Source organism: Pseudomonas sp. BO3-4 (genome assembly GCF_034044115.1).
GTDB lineage: Bacteria > Pseudomonadota > Gammaproteobacteria > Pseudomonadales > Pseudomonadaceae > Aquipseudomonas > Aquipseudomonas alloputida.
The window spans coordinates 712,491-735,374 of sequence record NZ_CP139018.1 but is presented as its reverse complement, the minus strand read 5'-3'; the positions used below and the strand labels follow the sequence as shown (position 1 = coordinate 735,374).

Sequence of the window (22,884 nt, the reverse complement as noted above, 5' to 3'; positions counted from 1 at the left end):
AGGCTCAGACGTGACGCTGTTTGGCCTTGCCCCGCGGCAAGCGGCAACGGTCGCCCTGCTCGGCCAGGCGTGCGGCCCAGGCGGACTTCACGCTGAAGCCGCCGCTGCGGGCAGGGTGCTGCTCGGCCGCCTTGGCCGGTTTGCCAGGTGCAGGCGCAGTGCTGACCACCTTGGCTGCCGGCTTGACCGCCGGTACTGCAACAGCCGGCTCTGCTGCCACCTTGGCGGTCTTGCGCAGTTCAGCCAGCGATGGGGCCTTGCTTTTGGCGGCAGCGGCCGCCTCGGGTTTGCCCAGCGAACGCTGGCAAGACTTGCAGGATACGTCCTCGGTCACGGCAGTACTGACAAGGGTCTGACTGCTGCGCCCGCAGGCGGAATCGAGGCCATTGGAGGAAAAGTGAGTAACCAAAAGCGAACATCTCCGATGCGTTGTCATGTATAGCGGGCGCTATTCTCGCACAGGTTACAGGGGCTTGCCGAACCACCGGGCAGCCACCACCGGTCAACATGGCTGGCACTTCGCCATAATCCGAGGCATGCTAGCCGGTTTCGGGTGTCCGGCCTTATAGTGCGCCACCGCGGTGCGCAAGCCCGGCGCCGGCACGCTCCGTGCACGATCATTCCCTGCCATCGCCAGCCCAATCGCAGGATCAACGCTTGACCAACCTTACTCATCCGTCGTCATTGCGTTCCGCCCCACAAGCACCCGCAACTATCCTGCGCGGGTCGATCAAGGGTGCGCTGGCGCTGCTGGCCCTGATCCTGCTGGGCCTGCTGCTGTGGCAGCTGTTCGCCCAGTTCAATCATACCCAGGCCGAATTACGCAAACAGAGCCTGGACGCCTCCGCGGAACTGGCCGACCACCTGAGCCTGAACATGGCGCTCAAGGCGCAACAGGCCGTGAACGTGGTGCAACCCTACCTTGATGCACCAACACCTGCCGCCGTGCCCAGCCTGCTCGGTACCCTGCGCGAGCGCCTCCCCGCCCTGCAGAGCGTGGCCTGGCTGGACAACACCGGGCAGCTACGTGCCGACAGCCTGGCCGGCAGCCCCGACCGCCAGTCGCTTGACGAGTTGCTCGTGCTGAGCCAGGGACGCCCGTACTTCTTCACCAATTCGGCCGACAACCACATCCTGTACCTGTTGCTGCGCCAGGATGCCTCACAGGGTAGCGGCTACTGGCTACTGCGCCTGTCACCGGACTATTACCGCGAGCTCACCCTCCACCTCGAGGGCAGTGGCCACCCGCAGTGGCTGCTGGAAAACAGCCGCAGCGGCGAGGTGCTGCAGCGCCATGCCGCAGCCGACACCAGCGACGAGCCGCTGCAAAGCGTGATGCTGGCCTTTATCGAAAACAGCACCTGGCAGCTACGCGGTCTGTTCGACGCCAAACTGGCCCAGCAAAAATTATTGCCGGCGCTGTTAGGCAAGTGCCTGCTGGTGCTGTTCTGCGCCCTGCTGCCGGTGCTGGCGCTGATCAACATGCGTCGCCGCCAGCGGGCGCTGCAGGAAGACCGCCGGCGTTATCAGGAAATTTTTGAAGGCACCGGCGTTGCCCTGTGCGTGCTCGACCTGTCCAGCCTGCCCGGCCAGCTCGATCGCTACCACCTGCGTAACCGGGCCGCCCTCAAGCACAGCCTGGCGCTGGACCCGAACCTGCGCCGCTCGCTGCTGCTGGAGCTGAAGATCACCGAGGTCAACCAAGTGGCGCGCCAGCTGCTGAACATCGACTGCCACGAAGGTGCCTGGCAGCGGCTGATCGATGGCACTGGCGACAGCCGAGACAGCGTCGGCATGCAACTGATCGACGCACTGATCGAACAACGCCCGTTGCTGGAGCTGGAAGTGCGCTTGCCGACACCGCAGGGCGACGAGCTGCACCTTTGGCTGATGGCCCGCCTGCCGCTGCAGCGTCGTGATCACCAGGCGGTGATCCTCAGCATCAGCGATATCACCAGCCGCAAACAGGTGGAGCTGTCGCTACTGGAACGCGAAAGCTTCTGGTCGGACGTGGTACGCACCGTACCCGACCAGTTGTATGTGCAGGATGTGCCCAGCCAGCGGATGATCTTCAGCAACCGCCACCTCGGCCAGACCCTGGGCTACGACCGCACCGAGCTGGCACAGATGGGCGACCGCTTCTGGGAGCTGCTGCTGCACCCCGAGGACGCCGCACACTACCAGGCACTGCGCCAGCAACAGCGCGACAGCGGTCATGACCAACCGCTGCACTGCCAGCTGCGCTTCCGCCACCGCGACGGAAGCTGGCGCTGCTACGACATCCGCGAGCAAGTGCTGACCCGCAACGCCGAAGGCCTGGTGACGCGCATCATCGGTGTGGGCAAGGATGTGACCGTTCAGATCGAGGCCAGCCAGTCGCTACGTGACAGCGAGCAACGCTACCGCATGCTCGCCGAAAGCATCAGCGACGTGATCTTTTCCACCGACAACCAGCTCAAGCTCAATTATGTCAGCCCCTCGGTACAGAGCGTGCTGGGCTACCAGGCCGACTGGATCTTCGCCAACGGCTGGCAGTCGATCGTCGCCAACCCGGCCCAGCTCACTGGCATCTACAGCCTGATGGAGCGTGTCAGCAAGGCCATGGGCGATCCGGCGCAGATGGCGCAACTGTGCAGCCAGTTACCCACCCAGCTGTTCCTGTTCGACTGCCTGCGTGCCGATGGCCGCAAGATCCCGATCGAGCTGCGCCTGGTGCTGGTGTGGGACGATGACCAGCGCTTCGAAGGCGTACTCGGGGTGGGCCGCGACATCAGCCAGCAACGTCGTGCCGAAAAAGACCTGCGCATGGCCGCGACCGTATTCGAACATTCCACGTCGGCGATCCTCATCACCGACCCGGCCGGCTATATCGTTCAGGCCAACGAGGCGTTCAGCCGCGTCAGCGGTTACGCCGTCAGTGAAGTGCTCGACCAATTGCCGGGCATGCTCACTGTCGATGAACAGCAGGAAGGCCACCTGCGCTATGTGGTCAAGCAACTGCACCAGCGCGGCAGCTGGGAAGGTGAAGTGTGGCTCAAGCGCCGTGACGGCGACCATTACCCGGCCTGGGTCGGCATCACCGCGGTACTGGACGACGAAGGCGACCTGGCCAGCTACGTGTGCTTCTTCACCGACATCAGCGAACGCAAGGCCAGCGAACAGCGCATCCACCGCCTGGCCTACTACGACGCCCTTACCCACCTGCCCAACCGCACACTGTTCCAGGACCGTTTGTACAATGCCCTGCAACAGGCCGAGCGGCAGAAGGCCTGGGTGGTGCTGATGTTCCTCGACCTCGACCGCTTCAAACCGATCAACGACTCCCTCGGCCATGCGGCCGGCGACCGCATGCTCAAGGACATGGCCCTGCGCCTGCTGGCCTGCGTGGATGACGACGACACGGTGGCACGCATGGGCGGCGACGAGTTCACCCTGCTGCTGCAACCGCGCCCCACCCGCGAAATGGCCCTGAACCGCGCCATCCACGTGGCCGAGAACATCCTCGGCAGCCTGGTGCGGCCGTTCGTGCTGGAAAACCGCGAGTTCTTCGTCACCGCCAGCATCGGCATCGCCCTCAGCCCGCAGGATGGCAGTGAGCTGAGCCAACTGATGAAGAACGCCGACACCGCCATGTACCACGCCAAGGAGCGCGGCAAGAACAACTTCCAGTTCTACCAGGCCGAAATGAACGCCAGCGCCCTGGAGCGCCTGGAGCTGGAAAGCGACCTGCGCCATGCCATGGAGCAGAACGAATTCATCCTCTATTACCAGCCGCAGTTCAGCGGCGACGGCAAGCGCCTGACGGGCGCCGAAGCGCTGCTGCGCTGGCGTCACCCGACCCGTGGCCTGGTGCCGCCGGGTGACTTCATCCCGGTGATCGAAGAACTGGGCCTGGTGGTGGACGTGGGCGACTGGGTGCTGCGCGAGGCCAGCCGCCAGCTCAAGGCCTGGCACAAGGCCAAGGTGCGGGTGCCGAAAGTGTCGGTGAATATTTCGGCGCGGCAGTTCTCCGACGGCCAACTGGGCACGCGGATTGCCAACATCCTGGAAGAAAGCGGCCTGCCGCCGGCGTGCCTGGAACTGGAGTTGACCGAAAGTATCCTGATGCGTGAGGTGAACGAGGCGCTGCAGATTCTTGCCGGCCTGAAGAACCTTGGCCTGAGCATTGCGGTAGACGACTTCGGCACCGGCTACTCGTCGCTCAACTACCTCAAGCAGTTCCCCATCGACGTCCTGAAGATCGACCGGACCTTCGTCGACGGCCTGCCCGAAGGCGAGCAGGACGCGCAGATTGCCCGGGCGATCATCGCCATGGCCCACAGCCTCAACCTGGCAGTCATCGCCGAGGGCGTGGAAACCCACGAACAGCTGGAGTTTCTGCGCGAGCATGGTTGCGACGAGGTGCAGGGCTATCTGTTCGGGCGACCGATGCCGGCGCATCAGTTCGAGGCGCAATTCTCCAACGAGACCTTGTTCATGTTCCATTGACCCGCACGCTGCCTGTTCACAAGGTCCCCCGTAGGAGCGGGTTTACCCGCGAACACCGGCAAAGCCGGTGCCATCCACCGCGCCGGCTTCTTCGCGGGTAAACCCGCTCCTACAAGTACGATGTCGCGACACAATCCTGCATAAAAAGCGGACTTCCAGGTCAACTCCCGCCCCCGCCCAGCCCAGAAACGGCGCGGGATGCAAGATGAAGCCCATTGGTCTGCGACTTGACGCCACTTCATATGCCAGCCGCGAATCAATCGGTTAGAATGCACACCCAAATTACCCCGATCCTTGAGGACCGCCATGTTCAGCCGTGATTTGACCATTGCCAAGTACGACGCCGAGCTCTTCGAAGCCATGCAGCAAGAAGCTCTGCGCCAGGAAGAGCATATCGAGCTGATCGCTTCGGAAAACTACACCAGCCCGGCAGTCATGGAAGCCCAGGGCTCGGTCCTGACCAACAAGTACGCCGAAGGCTACCCAGGCAAGCGCTACTACGGCGGTTGCGAGTACGTCGACGTCGTCGAGCAACTGGCCATCGACCGTGCCAAGGAGCTGTTCGGCGCCGACTACGCCAACGTACAGCCGCACGCTGGCTCCCAGGCCAACGCTGCCGTCTACCTGGCCCTGCTGTCGGCCGGTGACACCATCCTGGGCATGAGCCTGGCCCACGGTGGCCACCTGACCCACGGTGCTTCGGTAAGCTCCTCGGGCAAGCTGTACAACGCCATCCAGTACGGCATCGACGGCAACGGCCTGATCGACTACGACGAAGTCGAGCGCCTGGCTGTCGAGCACAAGCCCAAGATGATCGTTGCCGGCTTCTCGGCCTACTCGCAGGTTCTGGACTTCGCCCGCTTCCGCGCCATCGCCGACAAGGTCGGTGCCTACCTGTTCGTCGACATGGCCCACGTTGCCGGCCTGGTTGCCGCTGGCGTGTACCCGAACCCTGTTCCGTTCGCCGACGTGGTCACCACCACCACCCACAAGACCCTGCGCGGCCCGCGCGGCGGCCTGATCCTGGCCCGTGCCAACGCCGACATCGAGAAGAAGCTGAACTCCGCCGTCTTCCCGGGCGCCCAGGGCGGCCCGCTGGAGCACGTCATCGCGGCCAAGGCCATCTGCTTCAAGGAAGCCCTGCAGCCAGAGTTCAAGGCTTACCAGCAGCAGGTCGTGAAGAACGCCCAGGCCATGGCCAGCGTGTTCATCGAGCGCGGTTTCGACGTGGTTTCCGGTGGCACCCAGAACCACCTGTTCCTGCTGTCGCTGATCAAGCAGGAAATCTCCGGTAAGGATGCTGACGCCGCACTGGGCAAAGCTTTCATCACCGTAAACAAGAACTCGGTACCGAACGACCCGCGTTCGCCGTTCGTCACCTCGGGCCTGCGTTTCGGCACCCCAGCCGTGACCACCCGTGGTTTCAAGGAAGCCGAGTGCAAGGAACTGGCCGGCTGGATCTGCGACATCCTGGCCGACCTGAACAACGAAGCGGTGATCGACGCTGTCCGTGAGAAGGTCAAGGCCATCTGCAAGAAGCTGCCGGTTTACGGCAACTGATTGGCGCTTGCCTGAAGTGAAAAAGCCCGGCCCAGTGCCGGGCTTTTTCGTTTGATTTCGTTTGTTTCACACGCACTGCTGCTCTTTGGAGGAGCAACTGTCTTGCTCAATTTGTAAAAGCTGGCGCGATCCCTGTGGGAGCGGCCTTGCGTCGCGATAGGGCCGCGCAGCGGCCCCAGGATCGCGGCATCATGCATAGATTGCAGGGGCCGCTTTGCGGCCCTATCGCGACGCAAGGCCGCTCCCACAAAGACCGCGTCCCCAGTTGATCACCGCACAGGCCACACCTTGACCAGAGAACAACTCGAGACCCACCAGATCCCGATCTACTTCGCTGCCGTGCTCGCAGCCGTTGCCTTCGGCTTGATGGCCAGCCACAGCGCACGGCATCTGGAAGCCCTGATCACTCCCGCCATCGCCGTGTTGATGTACGCGATGTTCCTGCAAATACCCTTCCTCGACCTGCGCCAGGGCCTGGGTAACCGCCGCTTCATCACGGCCCTGCTACTGGCCAATTTCATGCTCGTTCCGCTGCTTGTCTGGGCCATCACCCGCGGGCTGGTGGAACACCCGGCGATCCTCGTCGGGGCCTTGCTGGTGCTGCTTACGCCCTGCATCGACTACGTGGTGGTGTTCACCCACATTGGCAAAGGCGACTCACGCCTGACACTGGCCGCAACCCCCCTGTTATTGCTGGCGCAACTGGTGCTGCTGCCGGTGTACCTGGCCCTGATGCTGGGTGGCAGCAGCCAGGTGGCAATTTCCATCACCCCGTTCGTGGAAGCCTTCGCGCTGTTGATCGTGTTGCCGATGGCCCTCGCGGTGCTCACCAGCGCCGGTGCCCGGCGCTCGCGCGCAGTCGCGACGTGGAACGACGCCTGGGCGTGGTTGCCGGTGCCGGCGATGGCCTTGGTGCTGACGGTGGTGATCGCTTCGCAGATTGTCGTGGTACTGCGTGATTTCGACCGTTTGCTGCCGGTGATTCCGGTATACATCGGCTTCATGCTGCTGGCGCCGGTGCTCGGCTTCATCTGTGCGCGCCTGCTGCGCCTGCCGGCCAGCGAGGCACGCTCGGTGACGTTCAGCGCAGCCACGCGTAACTCGCTGGTGGTGCTGCCGCTGGCGCTGGCGTTGCCAGAAGAGATGCGCGGGTTGGCGGCGGCAGCCGTGATCACGCAAACCCTGGTAGAGCTGGTGAGCGAACTGATCTATGTACGGGCGGTACCACGGTTTGTGCGTTGACCCGTGGTACTCGTCATAGAGAAAAGGGCTATTCTGGGCACACAGCAAACACCTGCACCTCTACCAGGTAGCCATCCCCCAGGGCGGCGCCCACGCAGGCCCGCACCGGTTTTGCACAGCCTTGCAACCAGGCGTCGTACACTTCGTTGACCAGGTCGAAGTGGCGGTAGTCGGCAAGCCACATCTGAACCCGCGTCAGCTGCGCCTTGCCGACGTTGGCTTGCACCATCAGGCCGTCGATCACGCTCAGCGCCTGACGCAACTGCCCCTGCACATCCTGTTGCAGGTCATCCGCCACGATGCCTGCCGTTTCAAACAGGCCCCTGTAACTGACCGCCAGTGACATCCGCGCGCTTGATCCGTAGCGAGTGATCATTGAGGTACCCTCCCCCTCAACCCATCTGGTTGAAGCAGACGACTTTGGGTTGGGTCATGTCCTCGTAGGCGAACCGCACCCCCTCACGCCCAAGACTCCCATACTTGGCACCACCAAATGGCATGGCATCGAAGCGGTAGTCGGAAGAGTCGTTGATCATTACACCGCCGGCCTCGATACGCCGGGCCAGGCTCAACGCCAGCGACAGGTCGCGGGTGAACACACCGGCATGCAAGCTGTACTCCGGGGCATTGGCCAGCGCTATCGCCTGCTCGACAGTCTCGAAGGGCGCCAGCATCACCACCGGTGCAAAAACCTCCTCGAGCCACAGCCGGCTGACGGGGTCAACGCTTTCGAGCACTGTCGGCGCATAGACCGCCCCCTGACGCTGGTGGCCGCAGAGCAGGCGGGCACCGCCCTCAAGCGCCTGGTTGACGCGTGCTTCGATCTGCCGTGCAGCCGCTTCGGTGATCATCGGCCCCATATCGGTTTCGCGCCGGCCCGGATCGCCCCAGACCATCGCCTGGGTCAATGCCACAAAGCGTGCACGAAACGCCTCGTAGATCGAGGCATCCACGAGAATGCGCTGGGTGCCGATGCAGTTCTGCCCGGCGGCCCAGAACGCGCCCGACACACACGACTCGACCGTGGCTTCAAGGTCGCAGTCCTTGAGCACCAGCACCGGGGCGTTGCCGCCAAGGTCCATGGCAAGTTTTTTCAAGCCAGCCCCGTGCGCAATCTGTTCGCCCGTCGCGAAACCGCCCGTAAAGGAAACCATGCGCACCTCACGCACAGCCACCAGCGCCTTGCCCAGTTCGGCGCCCCCTGTGGCTACGGTGACGACGGCCTCCGGCAACCCTGCCTCCACCAGGTACTGCACCAGTTTCAGGGCAGAAAGAGGGGCCAACTCCGAGGGTTTCAGAATGACCGCATTGCCCCCTGCAAGTGCTGGCCCCAGCTTGTGCGCCACCAGGTTGAGCGGGTCGTTGTACGGGGTAATGGCCAGGATCAACCCCAACGGCTCGCGGGTGAACCAGCCCTGACGCGATTCGGAGCCTTCATAGGCATCGAAAGGCACCACCTCACCGGCGTTGCGCCGCGCCTCTTCGGCAGACAGCTTGAGCGTGTTGATGCAGCGTTTGACCTCTTTTTCGGCCTGGCGCAGGGTCTTGCCCGCTTCATCGACGATCAGGCCGGCAAAGTCTGCCGCATCCCGTTCAATGAGCTGAGCGGCGTGCTCCAGAATAGCGGCCCGGCGGTGCCGGGGCAGCGCCGCACTTTCACGCCCCCCCTGACGGGCACGGGCGAGCAAGGCAGGCACCGCTTCTGCACCGAGGTTGTCGACGCTGCCAACCAGGCTGCCATCGAAGGGGTTGTACACATCGATCAAGGCGGGTTGCTGAACAAGCGCCCGCGATACGGAAGTCAGGCTCATGAACGTTGCTCCTCAGGCCGAATGGCCGGCGGTGTGAATGGCGACAATGTCCGACAGCAGGGCAAAAGCCGTTTCAATGCGCCCCGCACCCGGGCCGGACACGGTTACAGCCCCCAGCAACTCGGTGTCGAACGCCAGCGCATTGGTGGCGCCTGAAATACCCGCCAAGGGGTGATGGCCAGGCAACAGCTTCGCTTCGACGCTGGCACGCACCGAGCCATCAGCTTCACGGCGGGCGCTGCCGATCAGCTTCCAGCGCTCGCCCGCCGCCTGTGCCCGCTCGATAGCCGCGCTGTCGATGGCACTGATACCGCTGCAGGCCACATCACCCACCTGCAGACAGGCGCCGAGCAACTCATTGGCGAGGATCACCACCTTCAGGCGTACGTCATGGCCTTCCACATCGGCGGTCGGGTCAGCCTCGGCAAAGCCAAGTGCTTGTGCCTGGGCCACCGCCTCGTTGAAGCCAAGGCCTTCCTCCATGCGCGTAAGCACATAGTTCGAGGTACCGTTGAGAATGCCCTCGAAACCTACCAGGCCCGCGCCCGCCAGGGTCTGGCGCGCCATGCGCAGCACCGGTGTGCCGCTCATCACGGCGCCTTCGTATTCGAACGACACATTGTTGGCCTTGGCCAAGGCCTTGAGCGCCTGGGCATGCAAGGCAATCGGCCCCTTGTTGGTGGTGACCACGTGCTTGCCCGCCTCCAGCGCCCAGCGGCAGAAGGTTGCCGCCGGCTCACCGTCCTTGGGGTTGGTGAATGTGGCCTCGGCGATGATGTCGGCGCCTGATTGCTTGATCACCGCCTCATTGAACGCCTCGGCCGAACCTTGAGGGATTTGCGCCAGCGCGCCCTTCTGGGCCGGCAGCGCGGCCAGCATGGCGGCATCCAGGCCGTCGCGGTCGATCACCGACCCCAGGAACAAGTCGGTGACACCAACGATTTTCAGGCCAAAGCCCAACTCGTGCTGCCAGCGCGCATTGCGTTCGGCGATCAGTTGGGCAAGCGCGCGGTTAACGCCACCAAAGCCAACGAGTGCAATTTTGTATTCGGTCATGGTTTGCTGTCCTGTCCAGGCAGTGGGTCGATGAGGACTAGCGTAAGAGCCGTGCACTGCCAGTTGAATATGGCAATCCGCTGTATTTATTGGCCAATCTGGCCAGTGCAAAGCGCGCACCTGCGCCGGGGCAAAACGCACAACGCCGCCTGGGCGCGAACCCAGGCGGCGTTGTGCTAGCCAATGCAAAGACGCAGTTCAGACCACCGCGGCCAGGACGAACGATGTCACCGTGTTCTCCACCCCGGGCATGGCAGCGATTTCCTTCCACACATGGTGCACCCGCTCCGGGCTGGAGGCCTCGACGCGCAACATCAAGTCGAACTCGCCGCTGAGCACTTCACACTGGATTACCTCGGGGATCTGGCGCAGCGCATCGAGTACCGCCTCACCGCGCATGCGGTCATAGCGGTAGACGAAGATCACCGCGTTGATCAACGACGCCGGCCGTCTGCCCTCACCGATGCGCAGGGTATAACCCTGAATGGCGCCGTCGCGCTCCAGCCGCTCGATGCGCTGGCGTACCGCATTGCGCGACAGGTTCACCTTCAACCCCAACTCGGCGTGGGCAATACGCGCATTGGCGGTGAGCTCGGCGAGAATGCGCTCGTCCAGGGGGTCGAGGATGCGCTTCATCGCCCAGCCTGCAACCGGGCCAACAAGGCATGAACACCGGCCAGGTCGTCAGGTGCCAACAGCGGCCCATCGCCCGCTGTGCCGACCGCACCGGCGGGCACCTCACCGTGCCAGGCCCCCAGCTCCGCCAGCAGCCCGGCAGACTTTTCGGGGGCAAACTGCCCCAGCGTGACGATGGGCGCACCGATGTTGCGCCGGTGCAGGCGCCCGGCGAATACCCCTGTCGCGGCATGAGGGTCTACTGCGCTGCCCGTTTCGTGGAACAGGGTGACAATTTCTTCGCGAATCAGCACGTCGTCCACGGCATAGGAGTCGAACAGCATGCGCGCATGCAACCACTGGCGGTTGCCGATGCTCAGCTCGCCACACGCCTCGAAGTGCTCCATCAGTGCCCGGGTTGCCCCGCCATCGCGGTCATACAGTTCCCAGACGAAGCGCTCCAGGTTGGAGAACAGCGAAAAGTCCATGACCGGTGACAAGGTCTGGCTGGTGGAGCCACGGCTGTAGCGGTTGCAGTGGATGAACCGGTGCAGGGCATCGTTGCGGTTGGTGGAGACGATGATCTGGTTGATCGGCAGGCCCATTTTCTGGGCAATGAACCCCGCGTAGATCTCGGCAAAACTGGCCGTGGGGATGCTGAACCCGACCGGGCGTATCCCGCCACCGAGCTGCAGCGCCGCATGGAAATAGAACACGATCTGCGCCAGCACACCGACCCAGTTGGTGGAGTTGAAGCTGACCGGAATCAGCCCGGGGCAAGGCCAGTCACGCAGCAGCGCCGACACCAGCGACTGGCAATCGTCAAAACTGCCATCCACGGCCACGCAGCTCACGCTGTCGGACGCGGCACTGCGCATCACTGCCGCGCGGTCGGCGGGCGTGCCTGCGCTCGGGTATAGCGCCAGCAAGCCTGCTGCAGGGCAATGCCGCAGCGCTTCGATAGCCGCTACTGCGGTATCGCCGTTGCTGGCACCGACCAGCATGACCCGCTCGCACTCCGCCCCCAGAAAGTGCCGGACAAAGCGCGCCTGCAACTGCGCGGCAAAGTCCTTGGAGGACCGGGTAGGGCCATGGAAAAGCTGCAGGATCCATTCGTTATGGCCAAGCTGCTGCAACGGCGCAATGCCGCGGTGGCGGAACCCGCGATAGCTGTCGCTGACCAGCGCCCTGAGCGTAGGCTCGTCGAGGGTATCGCCGACAAACGGTGCCATTACCCGCCAGGCCAGTTCGTCGAAGGGCAACCACGACCAGCTGGCAATTTCCTGTGGGCTGAACACCGGCACCGAGGTGGGCACATAAAGCCCGCCATCGTCGGCCAGGCCAGAAAGCAATGCCGTGCGGAAATCGACCCGTGTCTCGTTGCCGCGCGTGGATGTGTACTGCATCGGTGCTCCAGATAGCTACGTAAATTAACGATGCGCCATGGCCACCAGCCAATGGCTGAACGCCTGGGCATCGGGGGACAACGCTTCACCCAGGCCGCGTACCAGGAAAAACGACTCGCTTGCCTCGATACGCTGGGCAAAGGGAGCGACCAGCCGCCCCTCCTGCAGCAGGTCCTCGACCAGCGACGAGCGTGCCAGCGCCACCCCGAGCCCCAGCTCCGCCATGCGCAGGGTCGACACCAGCGTGTCGAACTGCAGGCCACTGGAAGAGTCGACCTGATCGGCGCCGACCCGCTCCAGCCAGTAGCCCCACCCCTCCTCGTAACCCAGCACATGCAGCAACGGCACACGGGCCAGGTCGCGCGGGTCGCGCAGCGGGCAACCGGCCAGCAGCGCGGGTGCGCACACCGGCACCAGCATGTCGCGGGTCAGGCGCTGCGCCTCTACCCCGGCCCACTGCCCGCTGCCCCAGCGGATTTCCAGATCATCTTCGGCATCCAGCTCCTTGACCCACAGGTTGCTGATGTAGCGGATGTCCACCTGCGGGTGCGAACGCCGAAAGTCGGCCAGCCGGGGGGCCAGCCAGAAGTGCAGGAACGACAGGCTGCCCCGAACTTTCAGGGGCCGACGTTGGCGTTGCCCGAAGATTTCATTGGTGCCGACCGCAAGGCGGCTGATGGCGTCCTGCACCACCGGCAGATAGGACTGCCCTTCTTCGGTCAGCCCCAGCCCGCGCGGCAGGCGCTTGAACAGCGCCACACCCAATTGGCTTTCCAGGTGACGAATCTGTTGGCTCACGGCCCCTTGGGTAAGGTGCAGCTCTTCTGCCGCATGGGTGAAGTTCAAGTAACGCGCCGACACTTCGAAGGCTCTCAGCCAGTTCAGGGGGGGCAAGGTTTTCTGAGTCATCGGCGGCTTCTCGTGGCTAGGTTCCGGTGGCCTAGTATCACCTGCTCAGGCGGCCTCGGAACCTGGGGCGACGATTTCCAGCGGGGCCGTACGGCGGCTGCGGTACTTGCACGTCAGCCAATAGGCCAGGTAGCACCAGGCAATGAAGGGCAAGCCGAAGTACAAGGCAACACGCTGAGCAGGGTCGAAGGCAATGCCGACGCAGGCCAGTACGCAGCAGAAAATGGCCCCCAGTGGTACGAACGGGTAGCCACGCACCCGGAACTTGAGGTCCTCGAGCTTGCCGCCGCTGGCGATGTAATGACGGCGGAATGCGATCTGGCTGGCCGCGATGCTGATCCACACCACCACCACGGCCAACCCTGAAATCGACACCAGCGCCAGGTAGATGGTGTCGGGGGCAAACACACTGCTCAACAGCGAAGCCATGCCGCCAGCCATGCTCAGCACGATTGCATTGAAGGGGGTGCCGCGGCGCGACAGCGTGGCGTAACGGCGGGGCATGTTGCCTTGGTCGCTAAGGGTCCAGAGCATGCGCGAAGCGGCGTAGAGGCCGGAGTTGGCGGCAGACAGCAGCGCGGTGATGATGACGAAGTTCATGATATCGGCCGCATACGGGATACCAATCATCGCAAAGACCATCACGAACGGGCTTTCAATAACCCCGGCCTGTTCACGCGGCAGCAAGGTGGCCAGTACAAAGATGGTGCCGATGAAGAACAGCGCCAGGCGCAGGACCGTGGTGCGAATGGCCTTGGGGACGTTCTTTTCCGGGTCTTTGGTTTCGCCGGCAGCGATGCCGATCAGCTCGGTACCCGAGAACGCGAAGGCCACTGCCAGCAGGGTCATGGCAATTGACCAGAAACCGGTGGGGAACAACCCTTCACGGGTGAAATTGCCCAGCCCTGCACTGTGCGCCTGCTGGATCTCGAAGCCACCCAGAATGGCCCCGCCGCCCACCACCAGAAAGGCGATGACGGCCAACACCTTGACCAGTGACAACCAGAATTCGGTTTCGGCGAACGATCGCACCGAAATGATATTGCTGATGAACACCGCGGCGCCGAACAGCGCACTCCACATCCATACCGGCGTGTCGGGGAACCAGCGCACCATCAGGATGCCCGCGGCGGTGAATTCGGAGCCGATGGCCACCGTCCAGGTCAGCCAGTACATCCAGGCCACCATGTAACCGGTGCCCGGGCCGAGGTAACGCGTGGCGTAACTGCTGAACGAGCCGACTTCCGGCATGTGTACCGCCAGCTCGCCCAGGCACATCATGACCAGGTACACCATGATTGCGCCGAGTATGTAGGCGATAACCGCGCCCAACGGGCCGGCCTGGTTAACGGTGTAGCCCGACGTGAGAAACAGGCCGGTGCCTATCACACCGCCCAGTGCCAGCATGACGATGTGGCGGGTTTGCATATCCTGCTTGAAGGTATGCGCCGAGGCATTTCTAGTTGTGGTTGTCTGCACGGACATTGTGGGTTACTCATGAAAGTTGGCGGGCAAGGACGTAGCAACGACCTCGTCTTGGCAGAGCGAATCGAGTTGCCTTGCATATTGTTTTTGTTCGACTTCATGAAGTGGCACCCACCGCACGGGTGAGTGCTACGCGCCAGCCTCAGGCCTGCACCGGGCGCTGGCAGGCGTCTGCGTCAGCGTGCAATTCCTTTGCGACGGCCAGTTCCTCACGCACCGATGCACAGGCCTGTGCCAGGTCCGCCAGCAGGTCATCGGTTTCCTCGATGCCCACTGAAATGCGCACCAGCCCTTCGGAAATGCCCAGCGCCAGGCGCTCTTCCAAAGTGTTCTCGACATGGCTGGTGGTGCGCGCCGGGCCATAGATGGTTTCTACCGCGCCGAGGTTGCCGGCCCGGTGGGCATACTTCAGCCGCGGCAGCAAACGGGCCACGGTCGGCATGCCGCCCTTCAGCACGAAGCTGACGATTGCGCCAAACCCGCGCATTTGCGCCTTGGCAATGGCATGCCCGGCATGTGCCGGCAAACCTGGGTAGTTCACCGCTTCAACCAGCGGCTCGGTGCTCAGGTAAAGGGCCAACGCCATGGCACTGGCTTGCTGCTGGCGCAGGCGCACTGCCAGGGTCTTGATACCGCGGATGATCAGGTAGGCCGAGAACGGGTCCAGCGCCGCACCGTTGATTTCACGGTAGTGCCGCACCTGGGCCATCAACGACTCCGCGCCGCACACCACCCCACCCAGCACGTCACCATGCCCGGACAGAAACTTGGTTGCGCTGTGCACCACCACATCAACGCCCAGCGCCAGCGGGTTCTGGTTCAGTGGCGTGGCAAAGGTGTTGTCGGCCACCACCAGCGCCCCCACCTTGTGCGCAGCGGCGCTCAGCCGACGAATGTCCAGCACCTTCAGCGTCGGGTTGGTGGGGGTTTCCAGGTACAGCAGGTCGCAACCGGCGGCAATCTCGCGCTCCAGCGCTTCAGTGTCCAAGGTATCGCACAGGCACACTTGCACCCCCATGCGCGGCAGGAACTCTTCGAAGATCTTGTTGGTGCCGCCATAGCTGTCGCGGGTCGACACCACGCGTTTGCCGTTGGACAGGAAGGTATGCAGCACGGCACTGATGGCCGCCATGCCGCTGCTGAACGCGACTGCCGACTCGGCTTGCTCCAGTTCGGCCAGTTTTGCTTCCAGCGTGGCGACCGTTGGGTTGCTCATGCGGCTGTAGATGAAGCCCGGCTGCTTGCCCTGCGCCACGTCGTACCAGGCATCGATATCGTTGTAGCCATAAGCGGCGCTGACCACGATCGGGGTCTGCGTGGCGTTGTACGGGTGCTGTACCTGTTCCCCGCTCCACACGACCCGCGTCCCCACACCGGCCGCAGCATTGCCCTCGATTTTTTCGTTGTTGTTCATATCCGGTTCCCGCCCAGCTGAGTTGTGTACACCGATGCAGCATCGGCCTTCAGCGGACTATAGGGAGATGACGGAGGCCTGAAAAACGATGGAATCCGGGTCTGACTGGCGTTTTTTTTAATGGCTGCGGGCCGGGCGCTGCAAAAGCCGCCCGGTCACGTGGGCGCTTAGGCCAGGTTGCGTTTCAGCTCGGCGATGTGCTCCGGGCCGATGCCACAGCAACCGCCGACCATGCTGGCACCCCGCGCACGCCAGTCCTTGGCCCATGTCAGGTAACCCGGCGGATCGAGGTCTTCGCGCAGTTCGTCCAGGCCATCGTTGGCAGTGGCTTCTTTGGGCTGCGGCGGGAAGGCGTTGGCATAGGCACCGATGGCAATCTCGGCGTTGTGTCGCTCGATGACCGAGCGCGCGACATCAATGGCGGCGCCGATCACCTCAGGCTGGCTACAGTTGAACAACACCGCAGCCACACCCAGGCTGACTGCGGCTTCGATGGCTTCGGCCACCGGTTCACCGGAGCGCAGGCGCGGAACCTCGTCGACGTCCTCGTCCTGCAGGGTGAAGGACACCCAGAACGGCCTGCCGTCTGCCGGCAAATGGCTATGAATGGCCCGCACTTCGGCCACGGAACTCTGGGTTTCGGCCAGCCACAGGTCAACATGCGGGGCCAGGCCCTGGAGCAACGGGGTCAGCACCTCTGCCACACGCTCGGGCTGGAACAGGTCGGGGCGGTAGGACCCGAACAGCGGCGGCAGCGAACCGGCCACCCTGACCAGGTGCGCGCCGCTATCTGCCGCGTGCCGCGCAAGCTGGCCTGCGATATGGGCCAGCTGTCGCCCTTCGGCGGCAAAGCGTTCTTCACCGATGTGGAACGGCACTACTGCATAGCTGTTGCTGGTGATGACCTGCGCACCCGCATCGATGAAGGCTGCATGCACGCCCACGACCGCCTCCGGCGCCTCGCTCAGCGCCAGCGCCGACCACTCGGGCTGGCGAAACGGTGCACCACTGCGCTGCAGCTCTCGGCCCATGCCACCGTCCAGAATTACCATCGTTCGCTCTGCCATATAACTTCTCTGAAGGTTCTTATGAATAAAATTCATTATGGGGATTAGGGTTATAACTATTAAATACCCTATCACCCATTTGCCCAACATATCAGGTATGTACATGCGATTTTCTTCTCTGCTGGGTGCGGGCCTTGTACTGCTCGCAACTGCCACCCAAGCCTTTGCTGGCGCCACGTTGGAGCGGGTTGAATCGCGCAAGGAAATGGTCAACGTGCTGATGGAAAGCTACCCGCCGTTTTCCTTCCTCAATGACCATAACCAGCTCGACGGTTACGACGTGGACGTGGCCAAGGCAGTGGCCGACAAGCTCGGCGTCAAGCTGCGCCTGGAAACACCGTCCTGGGACGTGATTGCCGCTGGCCGCTGGAGCGGGCGCTACGACATCTGCATTTGCTCGATGACCCCGAGCAAGGCGCGCGCCGAGGTGTTCGATTTCCCCGTGGAGTACTACGCATCGCCCGCCGTGATCGTGGTCAATGCCTCGGATGAGCGCATCCATGGCGCCAAAGACCTGGAAGGCCGCAAGGTAGGTTCGATCAGTGCATCGAGCTACGAAAGCTACCTGAACAAGAACCTGGTCATTGAAGGCAAGGAAGACCAGAAGATCGATTACCCGTTCGACTTCGTGCAGGCTGCGCCCTACGACACTGAAAACGTCGCCTTCCAGGACTTGGGCCTGGGCACTGGCGTGCGCCTGGACGCCATCATTACCAACCTGGTGACCGCGCAGCCGCGCCTGCAGCAAGACAAGCGCTTCAAGCTGGCCGGCGCGCCGCTGTATGAAGAGCCCAACGCGGTGGCCATCGAAAAAGGCGACCCTGAGTGGGATGCCAAGGTACGCCAGGTGTTCGCCGAGCTGAAGGCTGATGGCACCCTGGCCAAGCTGTCGCAGAAATGGATTGGCGCCGACATCAGCAAATGAGCACCTTCCCCCCCTCCCCCAAGCCCGTGGCAAAGCCTGCGGGCGCCGGCCTGTTCGGCTTTCGCACCCGGTTACTGCTAACCTGGCTGGCGCTGTTCGGGCTGTTTGTCGCCTTCTTCCTCAGCTTTGACCTGAAGTTCGCCATCATTCTGGAGAAGTTTCCCAACCTGGCCGGTTTCAAGCTGGGGCCCAATGGTTTTCTGCAAGGCGCCGCACTGACCCTGTTCCTGTGCCTGTGCTCGATGGTGGTATCCGTGCTGCTCGGCTTTGCCGCCGCGCTGGCACGGTTATCCAACAGCGCGGTGCTGGTGGGTGTGGCCAGCTTCTACACCTCGTTCTTCCGTGGCACGCCGCTGCTGATCCAGATTCTGCTGATCTACCTGGGGCTGCCGCAGGTGGGCCTGGTACCCGGCGCCATCAGCGCCGGCATCATTGCCTTGTCGCTGAACTACGGGGCCTACCTGAGCGAGATTTTCCGCGCCGGCATCCTCGGCGTGGCCCGTGGGCAACGTGAAGCAGCATTGGCGCTGGGCATGCGCACGCCGCAGATCTTCTGCCACATCATCCTGCCCCAGGCCATGCGGGTGATCATTCCGCCCACCGCCAACCAGTTCATCTCGATGCTCAAGGACTCGTCGCTGATTTCCGTGATGGGGGTTTGGGAGGTGATGTTTCTGGCGCAGTCGTATGGGCGTTCGAGCTATCGCTACCTGGAAATGCTGACCACCGCCGCCGTGATCTACTGGGTGCTGTCGATACTGCTGGAGCTGCTGCAGGCGCGCCTGGAACGGCATTTTGGCAAGGCTTATCAGCGCTGAGGGCTACACGGCTCGTGCACAACCGACAGGCCTGACCGCGCCCCATGCAGGAGCGGCCAGGCTACGCGTAAGTGAAAACAATCAGCGCGGTAGCCAGCAGGATGTGAATGACCAACAGACTCACCAGCAGTCGTCTCATGCTTGAGGGGAAACGTTTGACTTCATCGAAGTCAATCAACCCCCTGCGCACGAAGAGGCTCGGTATAGCCAGCACCATGGAGATCAACCCCGTACGCATAACCTTGCCCAGAAGGCCTGCATGTTGAAACGTGATTTTATTGCCGGTCACGAAGCTACAGCGCGTTAGCAACGACTCGAAGTACTCAGTGTATTTATGTGCGATGAAACACTGTACGACCATCGCCAGCATCATGGGGGCAAGAATCAGAATCGCAATTAGCCCAGGCTCAACTTCATTCACTCCGATACTTCCTTGAGATGCGGGTCCGAGCAGCTGGCTTCCAGCCGCTTGCAACTCGCGCTGTCGAGAAACTTGGTGAAGGAGAAGTTAGTCAAGGTGGTACGTCCCTATGTTGCACCGCCGAAAGAGCTTGCGGTTGCCGACATGCTTTGATTGACGCCGAAGTTGTGGCCATTGATCTCGATCCAGTTGGTGTACTGCTCATCCAGCGCTTCGCCAGCGATGTCGTCGGTTTGGATGAAAGCGTCGAAAGCCATGCCTACCTCTCCTTGGTAATGGTGGGTCTGAACCCCAATGAACGGGTGTGACAGGTACGGAGGTAAAGTGTTCCCCCACTGCCCGAGCCGCCACACCCGATGCATGACGCTTCAAGCCCTACAACGCCTTCATCTCTGCAATATCCCGCGCCACCTGATCTGCAGAGTGGTCGAACATCGCCTGTTCCTGCGCATCCAGCGGCAACTCGATCACCCGCGCAAGCCCCTTCTCTGCCAATACACAGGGCACACCCATGGCGATATCCGTTCGCCCATACTCGCCCTCAAGAATCGCCACCGCCGGCAAAATACGGTTCCGCCCATTGGCGATCGCATCGACCATCTGCGCAATGGCCACGCCCGGTGCATCGCAGGCGCTCCCCGTCTTCTTCAACCCCAGAATCTCGCCGCCGCCCTTACGGGTGCGCTCGACAATCTGTTCGATCTGCTCGCTGGACAAAAAGTGCGACAGCGGCACCGAGCCGATCTGGCAGTAGCGCATCAGCGGCACCATGCTGTCGCCATGCCCGCCCAGCACCAGCGCCGTGATATCCCGTGCAGAAAACCCGGTTTGCTCGGCGATGAAACACTTCATGCGCGCGGTATCCAGCACCCCCGCCTGCCCGAACACCTTGTCGCGCCCCTGACCGCTCACGCTCCAGGCGCGGTAGGTGAGCACATCGACCGGGTTGGACACCACCAGCACCGTCGCTGTCGGCGCGTGGTGCTTGATATCCGCCATGATGCTGTCGAGGATTGGCAGGTTGGTACTCAATACATCCTGGCGCGACTGGCCGGGCTTGCGCGGCACGCCCGCCGTGATCACCACCAGCTCGGACCCCTCCAGCATCTCGGCTTTGGCCCCGCCGTGAACATGGGTATCGGAACCTGAATCCACAGCCGCCTGCCAAACGTCCAGCGCCTTGCCCTGCGCCAGTTCACCCTGCACGTCCATCAACACCAGCTCACGGCACAACTCATCCCGGGCGATGATCTGCGCCGCCGCCTCGCCGACCAGGCCGGCACCCACAATCGTTAATTTGTTCACCAGACACCTCCCAGCGGCGCGCGCCACCAGGAACACGCCTGCGTATAGAGAGAAGTATTGCCTGCCGGGGCTAAATGGCCACCCAAGACGATGCGACGACCTTCACTTGACAGTATTCCATGGCAGCGCGAATACTTTGGCCAGATTCATATAGATGACCATACAACAAGGTGAATCAATCAGTGAACATGCTGCCCAAGCGCCCCGTCGCCACACCACCGCCCACCGGCCTCAGCGCCACGCCTCCCTGCTGCCCACCTTCCGTTACCAGGCGCCCGCCTGTGAGCGGCAGCTAGCGCAACGCCGCGTCCCCTTCCTCGAAACCGTAGCAGCAGCCCGAGCGCCAGCCCAACCGAGACTCCTTGAATGACCTCCTTAGATATACAGCTATTACTGACGGCACTGGCCAGTGTTCTGGTGCTGGTGGCGCTCATCGTTTCGCGTCTGAAAATGCACCCGCTGCTGGCCTTGCTGGTGGTGTCCATTGGCGTGGGCTTCGCGACGCATATGGCGCCAGGCAGCATCGTCGCCCACCTGCTCACCGGCGCCGGCAAGACACTGGGCGCAGTGGGGGTGGTGATCGCGCTGGGTGCGATGCTCGGCAAGATCCTGGCTGACGCTGGCGTCACGGAACAGGTCGCGGATGTCATCCTCAAGCGCACCTCCGACCGCATGATCCCTTGGGCCATGATGCTGGTTGCCTTCGTCATTGGCATCCCCATGTTTTTCGAAGTCGGCCTGGTGATCATGCTGCCGCTGATATTCAGCGTGGCGCGCAAACTGGAAAGCAAGGCGCGCTTCAAAGGCTCGGCGTATGTGTATGTAGGTGTGCCGGTCATTTCGGCGCTTGCCGCCATGCACGGCATGGTACCGCCGCACCCAGGCCCCCTGACCGCCATCGCCGTGCTCAAGACCTCGGTGGGGCCCACCATGCTCTATGGCTTCCTTGCCGCCATTCCGGCAATGATCCTGGGCGGCCCGCTGTACGGCATGTTCATTTCACCGCGCATGAACACGCGGCCCGATCAGGCATTGCTGGACCAGTTCACACTGGCTGAAAAAGCCGATAGCCAACCCCGCCCCGGGGTAGTGGTCGGCATGCTGGCCGCATTGCTGCCGGCCATCCTGATGCTGGTGCATGCCGTTGCCGAGATGCTGCTGCCCAAAGGCAATGCGCTGCTGGAACTGGCCAGCTTCCTGGGCAACCCGCTGATCGCCATGCTGCTGGGCGTGCTGTTCGCCGGCGCCAGCCTGGTGCTTGCGCGCGGCGGCGACGCCGAACAGCTGCGCGATGCGCTGGGCAAAAGCCTCAAGCCGATTGCCTCGATCATCATGATCATTGCCGGTGGCGGTGCCTTTCAGGAAATGCTGACCAGCGCCAAGGTTGGCGATGCCATTGTGCACCTGACCCAGCAATCTGCCTTCCCTCCCCTGATTCTGGGGTGGCTGATCGCGATGTTGCTCTCGGTGTCTACCGGCTCTGCCACCGTCGGCATCGTGGGTGCTGCCGGCTTGCTGGCACCGCTGGCAGGTGCAGACCCAAGCCTTAACCTGCCTTTGCTGGCCTTGTCCATCGGCTGCGGTTCGCTGTTTTTCAACTATGCGAACCATGCGGGCTTCTGGATGGTGAAAGAATCCTTTGGCATGACCATGGGCGAAGCCACCAAGACCATCTCGGTGGTGCAATCCATTGTGGCGGTGGTTGGGCTGATGGTGGTGTTGATGTTGAATGCGGCCATCACCATAGGTTGAACTCGAGTCAACGGGGGCTGCGCAGCAGCCCCAATCTGGCCCCAACCTCGAGCAACGATCTGGCCTAACGTTCCAGATCCTGCTCGCTTCGTTCCATTACCTTCCCGCACTGCTCACTGGCCAACCGGCTGATGATCCGGATCGCCTGATGGATACCGGCCGTGTTGCGAAAGCTCAGCCGCGGGTTGTGTTCGCACTCGAGCATTTCGTCGTGCTGGACCAGGGCCTCGCCTAGCAGTTCCAGGGTCCACGCGTAGCTTTGGATGGTGGAGAGGCGTTCTTGGTCAGACATGGCGGGCCTCCGGTTGGGGGGAGACGAAGCGGGGCTTGCTGAAGGTGAAGTAGCGCAGGGCCGTTGCGGAACGGCGGAGGAGAACGGATGCGAGGATCCTGGATGGACTTGAGATGAGCATGCATGCGGTCCTTTTCGATTGAAGCACCACGCTGACCGTCGCCAAACGATTAGGGTGGCAGCTGTACGCAGGTTGGCGAACCGAGGAAAAGGAACTCGGCAGACCCGAAGGTCTCCCACGCACAGCCGCCATTACACGAAACTGCGGACGCAAAAAAAGCGCCTGCAATCGTGATCGGGGGCGCCGATGCGCCTTTT

General features: G+C 62.7%; 19 protein-coding genes and 1 pseudogene. 6 read left to right on the top strand and 14 right to left on the bottom strand.

The window, feature by feature from the left end; translation table 11 throughout:
• Positions 1 to 4: 4 nt before the first annotated feature.
• Entirely contained in the window at positions 5 to 409 is a 405-nt protein-coding gene (locus REH59_RS03385; RefSeq protein ID WP_004575714.1) for a hypothetical protein, read from the bottom strand.
• Between the two features lie 248 nt (positions 410 to 657).
• On the opposite strand from REH59_RS03385, the gene REH59_RS03380 reads away from it, so the two are divergent.
• The 3 genes from REH59_RS03380 (at position 658) to REH59_RS03370 (ending at position 7,290) form a co-directional block, all read left to right on the top strand.
• Positions 658 to 4,488: a sensor domain-containing protein gene (locus REH59_RS03380; protein ID WP_014859421.1), complete on the top strand. Its 3,831-nt coding sequence runs from the start codon at positions 658 to 660 to the stop codon at positions 4,486 to 4,488.
• Between the two features lie 306 nt (positions 4,489 to 4,794).
• A complete protein-coding gene (gene glyA, locus REH59_RS03375; protein WP_003247505.1) occupies positions 4,795 to 6,048 on the top strand; it encodes a serine hydroxymethyltransferase in 1,254 nt (417 codons plus the stop codon).
• 288 nt (positions 6,049 to 6,336) lie between these two features.
• Positions 6,337 to 7,290 carry an arsenic resistance protein gene (locus tag REH59_RS03370; RefSeq protein WP_014859422.1) on the top strand — a complete coding sequence of 318 codons (954 nt, stop codon included), beginning with the start codon at positions 6,337 to 6,339 and terminating at the stop codon, positions 7,288 to 7,290.
• A gap of 28 nt (positions 7,291 to 7,318) precedes the next feature.
• Here REH59_RS03370 and REH59_RS03365 read toward each other — a convergent pair whose 3' ends face one another.
• The 9 genes from REH59_RS03365 to REH59_RS03325 form a co-directional block, all read right to left on the bottom strand.
• A complete protein-coding gene (locus tag REH59_RS03365; protein WP_014755282.1) occupies positions 7,319 to 7,636 on the bottom strand; it encodes a RidA family protein in 318 nt (105 codons plus the stop codon).
• A gap of 46 nt (positions 7,637 to 7,682) precedes the next feature.
• Entirely contained in the window at positions 7,683 to 9,101 is a 1,419-nt protein-coding gene (locus REH59_RS03360) for an aldehyde dehydrogenase family protein (RefSeq protein WP_239607031.1), read from the bottom strand.
• 12 nt (positions 9,102 to 9,113) lie between these two features.
• Positions 9,114 to 10,157 (bottom strand): homoserine dehydrogenase, encoded by a 1,044-nt coding sequence (locus REH59_RS03355; protein WP_064328550.1) that lies wholly within the window; start codon positions 10,155 to 10,157, stop codon positions 9,114 to 9,116.
• Between the two features lie 198 nt (positions 10,158 to 10,355).
• Entirely contained in the window at positions 10,356 to 10,793 is a 438-nt protein-coding gene (locus REH59_RS03350) for an Lrp/AsnC family transcriptional regulator (RefSeq protein ID WP_010951921.1), read from the bottom strand.
• Complete coding sequence (locus tag REH59_RS03345) at positions 10,790 to 12,178, bottom strand: threonine synthase (protein ID WP_014859426.1); 1,389 nt, start codon at positions 12,176 to 12,178, stop codon at positions 10,790 to 10,792. The genes REH59_RS03350 and REH59_RS03345 overlap by 4 nt, the downstream gene beginning before the upstream one ends.
• Positions 12,179 to 12,202: 24 nt before the next feature.
• Positions 12,203 to 13,087: a LysR substrate-binding domain-containing protein gene (locus REH59_RS03340; protein ID WP_014859427.1), complete on the bottom strand. Its 885-nt coding sequence runs from the start codon at positions 13,085 to 13,087 to the stop codon at positions 12,203 to 12,205.
• Between the two features lie 45 nt (positions 13,088 to 13,132).
• Positions 13,133 to 14,572, bottom strand: coding sequence for an amino acid permease (locus REH59_RS03335; RefSeq protein ID WP_010951918.1), 1,440 nt, complete (start codon positions 14,570 to 14,572; stop codon positions 13,133 to 13,135).
• A 142-nt stretch (positions 14,573 to 14,714) separates the two neighbouring features.
• Positions 14,715 to 15,986, bottom strand: coding sequence for a cystathionine gamma-synthase family protein (locus REH59_RS03330; protein WP_014859428.1), 1,272 nt, complete (start codon positions 15,984 to 15,986; stop codon positions 14,715 to 14,717).
• Between the two features lie 167 nt (positions 15,987 to 16,153).
• Positions 16,154 to 17,038, bottom strand: a complete 885-nt coding sequence (locus REH59_RS03325; protein ID WP_014859429.1) for a homocysteine S-methyltransferase family protein — start codon at positions 17,036 to 17,038, stop codon at positions 16,154 to 16,156.
• 118 nt (positions 17,039 to 17,156) lie between these two features.
• Here REH59_RS03325 and REH59_RS03320 point away from each other — a divergent pair, with 118 nt between their 5' ends.
• The gene (locus REH59_RS03320; protein ID WP_003247511.1) at positions 17,157 to 17,978 is read left to right on the top strand and encodes an ABC transporter substrate-binding protein; all 822 of its coding nucleotides are present in this window, start codon (positions 17,157 to 17,159) and stop codon (positions 17,976 to 17,978) included.
• A complete protein-coding gene (locus REH59_RS03315; RefSeq protein ID WP_003247513.1) occupies positions 17,975 to 18,796 on the top strand; it encodes an amino acid ABC transporter permease in 822 nt (273 codons plus the stop codon). Before REH59_RS03320 ends, REH59_RS03315 begins: the two co-directional genes overlap by 4 nt.
• A gap of 61 nt (positions 18,797 to 18,857) precedes the next feature.
• Here REH59_RS03315 and REH59_RS03310 read toward each other — a convergent pair whose 3' ends face one another.
• The 3 genes and pseudogenes from REH59_RS03310 to REH59_RS03300 form a co-directional block, all read right to left on the bottom strand.
• Positions 18,858 to 19,217, bottom strand: a complete 360-nt coding sequence (locus REH59_RS03310) for a hypothetical protein (protein WP_014859430.1) — start codon at positions 19,215 to 19,217, stop codon at positions 18,858 to 18,860.
• Between the two features lie 5 nt (positions 19,218 to 19,222).
• Positions 19,223 to 19,474, bottom strand: a pseudogene (locus REH59_RS03305) (Hcp family type VI secretion system effector); the annotation flags it as partial.
• Between the two features lie 118 nt (positions 19,475 to 19,592).
• The gene (locus REH59_RS03300) at positions 19,593 to 20,522 is read right to left on the bottom strand and encodes a malate dehydrogenase (protein WP_014589614.1); all 930 of its coding nucleotides are present in this window, start codon (positions 20,520 to 20,522) and stop codon (positions 19,593 to 19,595) included.
• A gap of 366 nt (positions 20,523 to 20,888) precedes the next feature.
• On the opposite strand from REH59_RS03300, the gene REH59_RS03295 reads away from it, so the two are divergent.
• Positions 20,889 to 22,274, top strand: a complete 1,386-nt coding sequence (locus REH59_RS03295; RefSeq protein ID WP_014859432.1) for a GntP family permease — start codon at positions 20,889 to 20,891, stop codon at positions 22,272 to 22,274.
• 64 nt (positions 22,275 to 22,338) lie between these two features.
• Here REH59_RS03295 and REH59_RS03290 read toward each other — a convergent pair whose 3' ends face one another.
• Entirely contained in the window at positions 22,339 to 22,566 is a 228-nt protein-coding gene (locus REH59_RS03290) for a hypothetical protein (protein ID WP_003247523.1), read from the bottom strand.
• Between the last annotated feature and the right edge of the window lie 318 nt (positions 22,567 to 22,884).

What these genes read in the sequence shown, in the direction of transcription:
- glyA (WP_003247505.1), top strand. Translation starts at nt 4,795, where the DNA reads ATGTTCAGCCGTGATTTGACCATTGCCAAGTACGACGCCGAGCTCTTC.
- REH59_RS03365 (WP_014755282.1), bottom strand. Translation starts at nt 7,636, where the DNA reads ATGTCACTGGCGGTCAGTTACAGGGGCCTGTTTGAAACGGCAGGCATC.
- REH59_RS03360 (WP_239607031.1), bottom strand. Translation starts at nt 9,101, where the DNA reads ATGAGCCTGACTTCCGTATCGCGGGCGCTTGTTCAGCAACCCGCCTTG.
- REH59_RS03355 (WP_064328550.1), bottom strand. Translation starts at nt 10,157, where the DNA reads ATGACCGAATACAAAATTGCACTCGTTGGCTTTGGTGGCGTTAACCGC.
- REH59_RS03350 (WP_010951921.1), bottom strand. Translation starts at nt 10,793, where the DNA reads ATGAAGCGCATCCTCGACCCCCTGGACGAGCGCATTCTCGCCGAGCTC.
- REH59_RS03345 (WP_014859426.1), bottom strand. Translation starts at nt 12,178, where the DNA reads ATGCAGTACACATCCACGCGCGGCAACGAGACACGGGTCGATTTCCGC.
- REH59_RS03340 (WP_014859427.1), bottom strand. Translation starts at nt 13,087, where the DNA reads ATGACTCAGAAAACCTTGCCCCCCCTGAACTGGCTGAGAGCCTTCGAA.
- REH59_RS03335 (WP_010951918.1), bottom strand. Translation starts at nt 14,572, where the DNA reads ATGTCCGTGCAGACAACCACAACTAGAAATGCCTCGGCGCATACCTTC.
- REH59_RS03330 (WP_014859428.1), bottom strand. Translation starts at nt 15,986, where the DNA reads ATGAACAACAACGAAAAAATCGAGGGCAATGCTGCGGCCGGTGTGGGG.
- REH59_RS03325 (WP_014859429.1), bottom strand. Translation starts at nt 17,038, where the DNA reads ATGGTAATTCTGGACGGTGGCATGGGCCGAGAGCTGCAGCGCAGTGGT.
- REH59_RS03320 (WP_003247511.1), top strand. Translation starts at nt 17,157, where the DNA reads ATGCGATTTTCTTCTCTGCTGGGTGCGGGCCTTGTACTGCTCGCAACT.
- REH59_RS03315 (WP_003247513.1), top strand. Translation starts at nt 17,975, where the DNA reads ATGAGCACCTTCCCCCCCTCCCCCAAGCCCGTGGCAAAGCCTGCGGGC.
- REH59_RS03295 (WP_014859432.1), top strand. Translation starts at nt 20,889, where the DNA reads ATGACCTCCTTAGATATACAGCTATTACTGACGGCACTGGCCAGTGTT.
- REH59_RS03290 (WP_003247523.1), bottom strand. Translation starts at nt 22,566, where the DNA reads ATGTCTGACCAAGAACGCCTCTCCACCATCCAAAGCTACGCGTGGACC.